The sequence below is a fragment of the Calidifontimicrobium sp. SYSU G02091 genome (assembly GCF_022631395.1).
GTDB classification, from domain to species: domain Bacteria; phylum Pseudomonadota; class Gammaproteobacteria; order Burkholderiales; family Burkholderiaceae_C; genus Calidifontimicrobium; species Calidifontimicrobium sediminis.
In genome coordinates, this window is record NZ_JALBGB010000057.1 from 1 (window position 1) to 7,425 (window position 7,425).

6 protein-coding genes are annotated in these 7,425 nt (G+C 74.5%); 2 read left to right on the forward strand and 4 right to left on the reverse strand.

The genetic code is table 11. From position 1 onward, the window contains the following. Window positions 1-132: 132 nt before the first annotated feature. Window positions 133-1,830: a dihydroxy-acid dehydratase gene (gene ilvD, locus MOJ79_RS18510; protein ID WP_241925485.1), complete on the forward strand. Its 1,698-nt coding sequence runs from the start codon at window positions 133-135 to the stop codon at window positions 1,828-1,830. Window positions 1,831-1,961: 131 nt separating this feature from the next. On the opposite strand, the gene MOJ79_RS18515 is transcribed toward ilvD, so the two are convergent. Beyond that, on the reverse strand, window positions 1,962-2,210 hold the full coding sequence (locus MOJ79_RS18515; RefSeq protein ID WP_241925486.1) for a TIGR04438 family Trp-rich protein: 249 nt from the start codon (window positions 2,208-2,210) through the stop codon (window positions 1,962-1,964). Between the two features lie 112 nt (window positions 2,211-2,322). On the opposite strand from MOJ79_RS18515, the gene MOJ79_RS18520 reads away from it, so the two are divergent. Further along, window positions 2,323-2,634, forward strand: coding sequence for a c-type cytochrome (locus tag MOJ79_RS18520; protein ID WP_241925487.1), 312 nt, complete (start codon window positions 2,323-2,325; stop codon window positions 2,632-2,634). Between the two features lie 107 nt (window positions 2,635-2,741). Here MOJ79_RS18520 and MOJ79_RS18525 read toward each other — a convergent pair whose 3' ends face one another. The 3 genes from MOJ79_RS18525 to MOJ79_RS18535 form a co-directional block, all read right to left on the reverse strand. Beyond that, window positions 2,742-5,258, reverse strand: a complete 2,517-nt coding sequence (locus MOJ79_RS18525) for a heavy metal translocating P-type ATPase (RefSeq protein ID WP_241925488.1) — start codon at window positions 5,256-5,258, stop codon at window positions 2,742-2,744. Next, on the reverse strand, window positions 5,239-6,213 hold the full coding sequence (gene bchO, locus MOJ79_RS18530) for an alpha/beta fold hydrolase BchO (RefSeq protein ID WP_241925489.1): 975 nt from the start codon (window positions 6,211-6,213) through the stop codon (window positions 5,239-5,241). The genes MOJ79_RS18525 and bchO overlap by 20 nt, the downstream gene beginning before the upstream one ends. Before the next feature lie 16 nt (window positions 6,214-6,229). After that, on the reverse strand, window positions 6,230-7,425 hold a 1,196-nt coding region (locus MOJ79_RS18535), incomplete at its 5' end, for a VWA domain-containing protein (protein WP_241925490.1).

The window sequence follows — 7,425 nt, forward strand, 5'->3', positions numbered from 1 at the left end:
CAGGGGCCGCCAGAGCGAGCAAAATCGTGCCGCCCAAGCCCGTACAGCCCGCATCGCTACCCCTGCGGCAACTTGATCAGCGTTTCCCTAGAATGTGCGTTTGCCTTCGAGACGATCCCCCGAGGTGCCGCCATGACCGAACCGCTGAAGATCAACCGCCGCAGTGCCCACATCACGGAAGGCGTCGCGCGCGCGCCGAACCGCTCGATGTACTACGGCATGGGCTACGCGCCGGAAGACTTCGGCAAGCCGATGATCGGCGTGGCCAACGCGCACTCGACGATCACGCCGTGCAACTCGGGGCTGCAGAAGCTCGCCGACGCGGCGGTCGAGGGGCTGCGCATGGCGGGCGCGAACCCGCAGGTGTTCGGCACGCCGACGATCAGCGACGGCATGGCGATGGGCACCGAAGGCATGAAGTACTCGCTGGTGTCGCGCGAGGTCATCAGCGACTGCGTCGAGACCTGCGTCGGCGGCCAGTGGATGGACGGCGTGATCACGATCGGCGGCTGCGACAAGAACATGCCCGGTGCGATGATGGGCATGCTGCGCGCCAACGTGCCCGGCATCTTCGTCTACGGCGGCACGATCCTGCCCGGCCACTACAAGGGCCAGGACCTGAACATCGTCAGCGTGTTCGAGGCCGTGGGCCAGTTCAGCGCCGGCAAGATGAGCGAGGAGGACTTCTGCCAGATCGAGCGCCGCGCGATTCCCGGCAGCGGCTCGTGCGGCGGCATGTACACCGCCAACACGATGAGTTCGGCGTTCGAGGCGCTCGGCATGAGCCTGCCCGGCAGCTCGACGATGGCCAACGTCGAGGACGAGATCGTCGCCGCGACGCACCGCGCCGCACAGGTGCTCGTCGAGGCGGTCAAGAAGGACCTCAAGCCGCGCGACATCGTCACGCGCAAGAGCATCGAGAACGCGGTGGCCGTCATCATGGCCACCGGCGGCTCGACCAACGCCGTGCTGCACTTCCTCGCGATCGCGCACGCGGCCGGCGTCGAGTGGACGATCGACGACTTCGAGCGCGTGCGCCAGAAGGTGCCGGTGATCTGCGACTTGAAGCCCAGCGGCAGGTACCTCGCGATCGACCTGCACCGCGCCGGCGGCATCCCGGCGGTGATGAAGGTGCTGCTCGACGCCGGGCTGCTGCACGGCGACTGCATCACGATCACCGGCAAGACGGTGGCCGAGAACCTCGCCGACGTGCCGCCGCTGGCGGCCGACCAGCAGGTGATCCGGCCGATCGACAAGGCGCTGTACCCCGAGGGCCATCTCGCGATCCTGAAGGGCAACCTGAGCCCCGAGGGCAGCGTGGCCAAGATCACCGGCCTGAAGAACCCCGTGATCACCGGGCCGGCGCGCGTGTTCGACGACGAGCAGTCGGCGCTGGCCGCGATCATGGCCGGCCAGATCAAGCCCGGCGACGTGATGGTGCTGCGCTACCTCGGCCCCAAGGGCGGCCCCGGCATGCCCGAGATGCTCGCCCCCACGAGCGCGCTGATCGGCCAGGGCCTGGGCGAGTCGGTGGGCCTGATCACCGACGGGCGCTTCTCTGGCGGCACGTGGGGCATGGTCGTCGGCCACGTCGCGCCCGAGGCCTACGAGGGCGGCACGATCGCGCTGGTGCAGGAAGGCGACTCGATCACGATCGACGCGCACCGCCGGCTGCTGCAGCTCAACGTCGACGACGCCGAGATCGCGCGCCGGCGTGCCGCGTGGCAGCGGCCAGCGCCGCGCTACACGCGCGGCGTGCTGGCCAAGTTCGCGTTCAACGCCGCCAGCGCCAGCCACGGCGCCGTGCTCGATCGCTTCGACGGCCGCTGAGCGGCGCGCAGACCCAGCAGGGGCAGCTGCCGGTGCCACGGCGCCGGTGCATCACCACGCCGCCTGCTGGCGTTGCCGCCGGCGCAGGTTCGGCTGAACCCCCAACGGCGCCGCGGGCCGCGCGCGCCGCCTCACTGGCGCGGACGGCGCGTGTCCTCCATGCCGAGGTTGACGATGTTCTTGCGCCTGCGCTCGGCCTTGCGCTGTTCCATCTTGTCGATCTCGCGCTTCTTCGTCAGCCCCGAGGTGTCGGCGTACCACCACCACAGCGCGGCCAGCGGGAACGGCGACAGCACCAGCCACCACGACCAGCCGGCCACCGGGCCGAGTTCCGCCACTTTCATCACGATGAACAGCACGCCGACGATCACGAAGGCCATGGCCGATCTCCCAGCGACACGGTGCGGCGTCAACCGCCGTGCCTAGAATTGCGTTGTCGAGGTCGTACGGTACCCGTACGTCAACCGTCTGTATCGACCGCTGAGAGGAAACATGAAGACCCTGCTCGCCCTGACCGCCGTCGCCGGCCTGTTCGCCGCCGCCACCCCCGCGTTCGCCAGCGCCGAGTTGGCCAAGGCGAAGAACTGCATGGCCTGCCACGCGACCGACAAGAAACTCGTCGGCCCGGCCTACAAGGACGTCGCCGCCAAGTACGCCGGCCAGAAGGACGCGGTCGACAAGCTCGCGCAGAAGATCATCAAGGGCGGCTCGGGCGTCTGGGGCCCGGTGCCGATGCCGCCGAACGCCAACGTCAGCGAAGCCGAGGCGAAGACGCTCGCGGCCTGGGTGCTGACGGTCAAGTAAGCCGGATCGTGTCGTCGCGTCGCAGCCCTGCGACGCCCGCATGGCCCGCCACCGCAGGGTGAGCGGGCCGTTTCTTTTGCGCCGCCTGCACGCGCGGCACGGCGTGGTCAGCGCGCGAGCGGACCGGCCAGCGCCGTGCCACCGGCCGCAGCGGGCGGCGCTGCATCGCCCTGCCCGGCTGGCGGGCGCCACCGGCGCAGCAGCAGCGCGTTCGAGACGACGCTGACGCTGCTCAGCGCCATCGCCGCGCCGGCGATCACCGGGTTCAGCAGCCCGAACGCCGCCAGCGGGATGCCGACCACGTTGTACGCGAAGGCCCAGAACAGGTTCTGGCGGATCTTCGCCGTCGTGCGGCGCGAGATCTCGATCGCCGCGGCCACCAGCCGCGGGTCGCCGCGCATCAGCGTGATGCCGGCCGTCTCCATCGCGACGTCGGTGCCGGTGGCCATCGCGATGCCGACGTCCGCGGCCGCCAGCGCGGGGGCGTCGTTGATGCCGTCGCCGACCATCGCCACCGTCGCCCCGCCCGCCTTCAGGTCGCCGACGGCGCGCGCCTTGTCGGCCGGCAGCACCTGCGCGCGCACCTCATCGATGCCGAGCTGGCGCGCGACGGCCTGCGCACTGCCGGCGTTGTCGCCGGTCAGCAGCACCACCTGCACGCCGAGCGCACGCAGCCGCGCGACGGCGTCGGCGGCCGTCGGCTTGAGGCGGTCGCCGAATGCCAGCAGACCGAGCAGGCGCGACGTGCCGTCGCCGCCGACCTCGGCCAGCCAGGCCAGCGTGCGCCCCTCGGCCTCCAGCGCGGCGGCACGTGCCGCGAGCGCGCCGACGTCGAGTGCGCGCTCGTCGCGCAGCCGGGAACTGCCCAGCCACAGTCGCCGGCCGTCGACGCGGCCTTCGACCCCGCGGCCGGCGAGCGCCTGCACCGCGTCGGCCGCCGGCGGTGCCAGCCCCTCGGCCTGCGCGTGCTCGACGACGGCGCGCGCCAGCGGATGCTCGCTGCGCGCCTGCAGCGCGGCGGCGAGCCCGAGCACCTCGCGCTCGCGGCCGGCGTCGGCGGCCTCGACGGCGATCAGCCGCGGCCGGCCTTCGGTCAGCGTGCCGGTCTTGTCGAACGCGACGTGCGTCACGCGATGCGCGAGCTCGAGCGCCTGCGCGTCCTTGATCAGGATGCCGTGGCGCGCCGCGACGCCGGTGCCGGCCATGATCGCCGCCGGCGTCGCCAGCCCGAGTGCGCACGGACACGCGATCACCAGCACCGACACCGCGTTGATCAGCGCCGCCTCGGCGTCGCCGCTCCACCACGCGCCGCCGGCGAACGCGAGCACCGCGACGACCAGCACCACCGGCACGAACACGGCGGCCACCCGGTCGACGAGGCGCTGGATCGGCGCCTTGGCCGCCTGCGCCGACTCGACGAGGCGGATGATGCGCGCCAGCGTGCTCTCGGCGCCGACACCGGTCGCGCGCACCGTCAGCGCCCCTTCTCCGTTGATGGCGCCGCCGGTCACGCGGTCGCCCGGGCCCTTGGCCACCGGCAGGCTCTCGCCGGTCAGCAGCGACTCGTCGACGTGCGTGCGGCCCTCGACGACGATGCCGTCGACGGCGAGCTTCTCGCCGGGGCGCACGCGCACGAGGTCGCCGACGCGCACCTGCGCGAGCGGCACCTCGACCTCGCTGCCATCGGCGCGCTGCACGCGCGCGCGCTGCGGGCGCAGCGCCTGCAGCGCGCGGATCGCGTCGGTCGCCTGGCGCTTGGCGCGCGCCTCGAGCCACTTGCCCAGCAGCACCAGCGTGATCACCGCCGCCGACGCCTCGAAGTACAGGTGCGGCATGCCGTGCTCGGCGTGGCGCCACCACTGGAACACCGACAGCCCGTACGCGGCACTGGTGCCCAGCGCGACGAGCAGGTCCATGTTGCCGGCGCCGGCGCGCACCGCCTTGTAGCCGGCGATGTAGAAGCGCGCGCCAAAGACGAACTGCACCGGCGTGGCCAGCAGCCACTGCAGCCACGCCGGCGGCATCGCGTCGACGCCGAAAGGCATCAGCGCCATCGGCAGCACGAGCGGCAGCGTCAGCACGGCTGCGGCGAGCACCGCCAGCGCGTCGCGCCGGCGCTGCGCATCGGGCTCGCTCGCGGCACCGCGGCCTGCGGCGGCGGCGCTGTCGGTGTCGTCGGCGGCGCGCGCGCCGTAGCCGGCGCGCTCGACGGCGGCCAGCAGCGTCGCCACGTCGACGCCGGCCAGCGCCTGCACCTGCGCCGCCTCGGTCGCGAGGTTGACGCTCGCCGCCAGCACGCCCGGCACGCGCGCGAGCGCCTTCTCGACGCGGCCGACGCAGCTCGCACAAGTCATGCCGTCGATGCGCAGCGTGTGGGTGCGCATCGGCACATCGTAGCCGGCGCGGCGCACCGCGTCGGCCAGCCGCCCGGCATCCACGCCGCCGGGCGCCGTCTCGACGACGGCCGTCTCGGTCGCGAGGTTGACGCTCGCCGCGCGCACGCCGTCGACGGCCTGCAACGCCTTCTCGACGCGGCGCACGCACGACGCACAGGTCATCCCGGCGATCGGCACGTCGATCGTGCACGCCGCGCCGGCGCCGCTCTCAGCGGTGGTCGTCCCCATGCGGCGATGTTGCCACGCGCCGGTACGCCCCCTCGACGCGTGCGGCGGCGTGGGCACCGCGGGCACCGTGCGGCGGTGCGCCGTCGAGCGTGTGCAGCCAGCGCACGGTCAGCGCCGGCTCCTCCTCGTGCGATAAGTGGCCGAGCGCCGGCCATTCGGTCAGCGTCGATCCCGGCACGTGCCGGTGCACGCGCTGCGCCTGCGAAGGCGGCACCGCGCGGTCGCGGCGGCCCACGCCCAGGTGCAGCCGCGCGCCCAGACGCGGCAGGTCGCGCCACAGCGGCGCGACGTCCCACTGCGCCATCATCGCCAGCGCCGCGTGACAGTGGTGCGCGTTGGCCACCAGCCGCGCATACAGCTCGACGCCGCGCTCGTCGAGCCGCGAGCCGGTGCCGTCGATCAGCCGCTGCACCGCGCGCCGGTCGGCCGCGCGCCACGCGAACAGGTGCGCCGCCACCGGCGTGGCCGCCATCAGCCGCGCCATCGGCGGAAACAGCCACGCCGCCAGCCCCGGCAGCGGCAGCAGCGCACCGTTGAGGCTCGCGACGACCTGCGGCTCGACGAGCCCGTCGAGCGCCATGCGCGCCGCGATCGCAGCGCCGGCCGAGTGGCCGACGACGCCATGCGGACGCACGCCGAGCACGCGCAGCAGCTCGCTGAGCGCGGCGGCCATGCCAGGCAGCGTGTACGCCGGCGCGAACATGCCGAAGCCTGGCGGCGCGCTCGTGAAGCCGTGCCCCGGCAGGTCGACCGCGACGACCGTCGCGTCGCGTGCGAGCCGCGGCGCGACGTCGCGCCACGAGTGCGTCGCGGCGCCGGTGCCGTGCAGCAGCAGCCACACCGGGCCGTGGCCGAGCCGCTGCACGTGCCAGCGGATGCCGGCCGCGTCGACGAAGCGGCTGTGCTCGCGCAGCGGCCAGTCACGGCCGTCGCTCGCCCAGTCCAGCCGTGCCATCGCGGGTCCGATGGCGTCAGCCGACGGGGTCGGCGCCGCGCACGGCCTGCTGCACCGCGGCCGACATCGCGCGCGCGTCGGCGTGCGGCAGCGGCAGGTAGCGCGCGCCCATCGCCAGCGCGAGCTGCTGCGCGGTGGGCTGCGGCTGCGGCGACGTGTCGAGCAGCAGCACGCCGACGCCGGCGGCGCGCAGCCGCGCCGCGGCGGCCTGCGCGTCGGCCTGCGCCTGCGCGCGGCCGGGACGGCCGTCGCGCGCGACGTTGGCGCGCCCGTCGGTCAGCAGCACGACGAGCGGCGTCGCGCCCTGCCGGCGCACCGCGTCGGCGAGCGCGGCGGCGCTGTCGATCGCGGCGGCCAGCGGCGTGCCGCCGCCGCCGGGCAGCCCGGCGAGGCTCTTCTTCGCACGCACCAGCGAGCGCGTCGGCGGCAGCAGCAGCTCGGCGCCGGCGCCGCGAAAGCCGATCACGGCCACCCGGTCGCGGCGCACGTAGCAGTCGGCCAGCAGCAGCTCGACCGCGCCCTTTGCTTCGGCGAGCCGGTGCAGCGCCGACGACCCCGACGCATCGACGACGAACAGCGTCGTCGTCTCGCTGCGCTGCTCGAAGCGCGTGACGTGGAAGTCCTCGCGCCGCACGCGCAGCCGCGCGCCACCGGCGCCCTCGCCGGCCCGCTCGGCGGCTTCGCGCCGGCGCAGCGGTTGCCACGGGGCGGCGGCGCGCAGCGTCGCGATCAGGTTCAGCCGCGCGCCGGCACGGGGCTCGCCGCGGCGCACGCCCACCGGCCGGCCACGCAGGCGGCCCTGCTTCAGCGCGCCGGCACGGCCGCCGGCCGCGCTGCGGTCGCGCGACATCACGCCACTGCGCAGCGCGGCGAGCAGGCCGGGCGGGATCGCCGCTTCGGCGGCGTCGAGCACGCGGTCTTCGAGTGCCTGCGGGTCGCGCTGCGCGTCGTCGTCGGTGGCCGGCGGGGGTTCGGCGGCGTCCTGCGGCGGCGGGGGCAGCTCGGCGTCGGCCGGCTCGTCGGCCGGCTCGTCGGCCGGCTCGTCGGACAGTTCGTCGGACAGTTCGTCGGACAGTTCGTCGGGCGGTGGCGCGGGCAGGCGCGTCGCGCGGTGCGCGAGCACGAGCCGCGCGGCGAGCGCGGCGTCGTCGGCGTCGGCGTCGGTGCGCCCGGCCAGCGCCGCGGCGGCGCGTGCGGCGCGCACCGCGAGCA

Bases quoted from the DNA above. Each gene is read 5' to 3' on its own strand.
- ilvD (WP_241925485.1), top strand. From the start codon at position 133: ATGACCGAACCGCTGAAGATCAACCGCCGCAGTGCCCACATCACGGAA.
- MOJ79_RS18515 (WP_241925486.1), bottom strand. From the start codon at position 2,210: ATGGCCTTCGTGATCGTCGGCGTGCTGTTCATCGTGATGAAAGTGGCG.
- MOJ79_RS18520 (WP_241925487.1), top strand. From the start codon at position 2,323: ATGAAGACCCTGCTCGCCCTGACCGCCGTCGCCGGCCTGTTCGCCGCC.
- MOJ79_RS18525 (WP_241925488.1), bottom strand. From the start codon at position 5,258: ATGGGGACGACCACCGCTGAGAGCGGCGCCGGCGCGGCGTGCACGATC.
- bchO (WP_241925489.1), bottom strand. From the start codon at position 6,213: ATGGCACGGCTGGACTGGGCGAGCGACGGCCGTGACTGGCCGCTGCGC.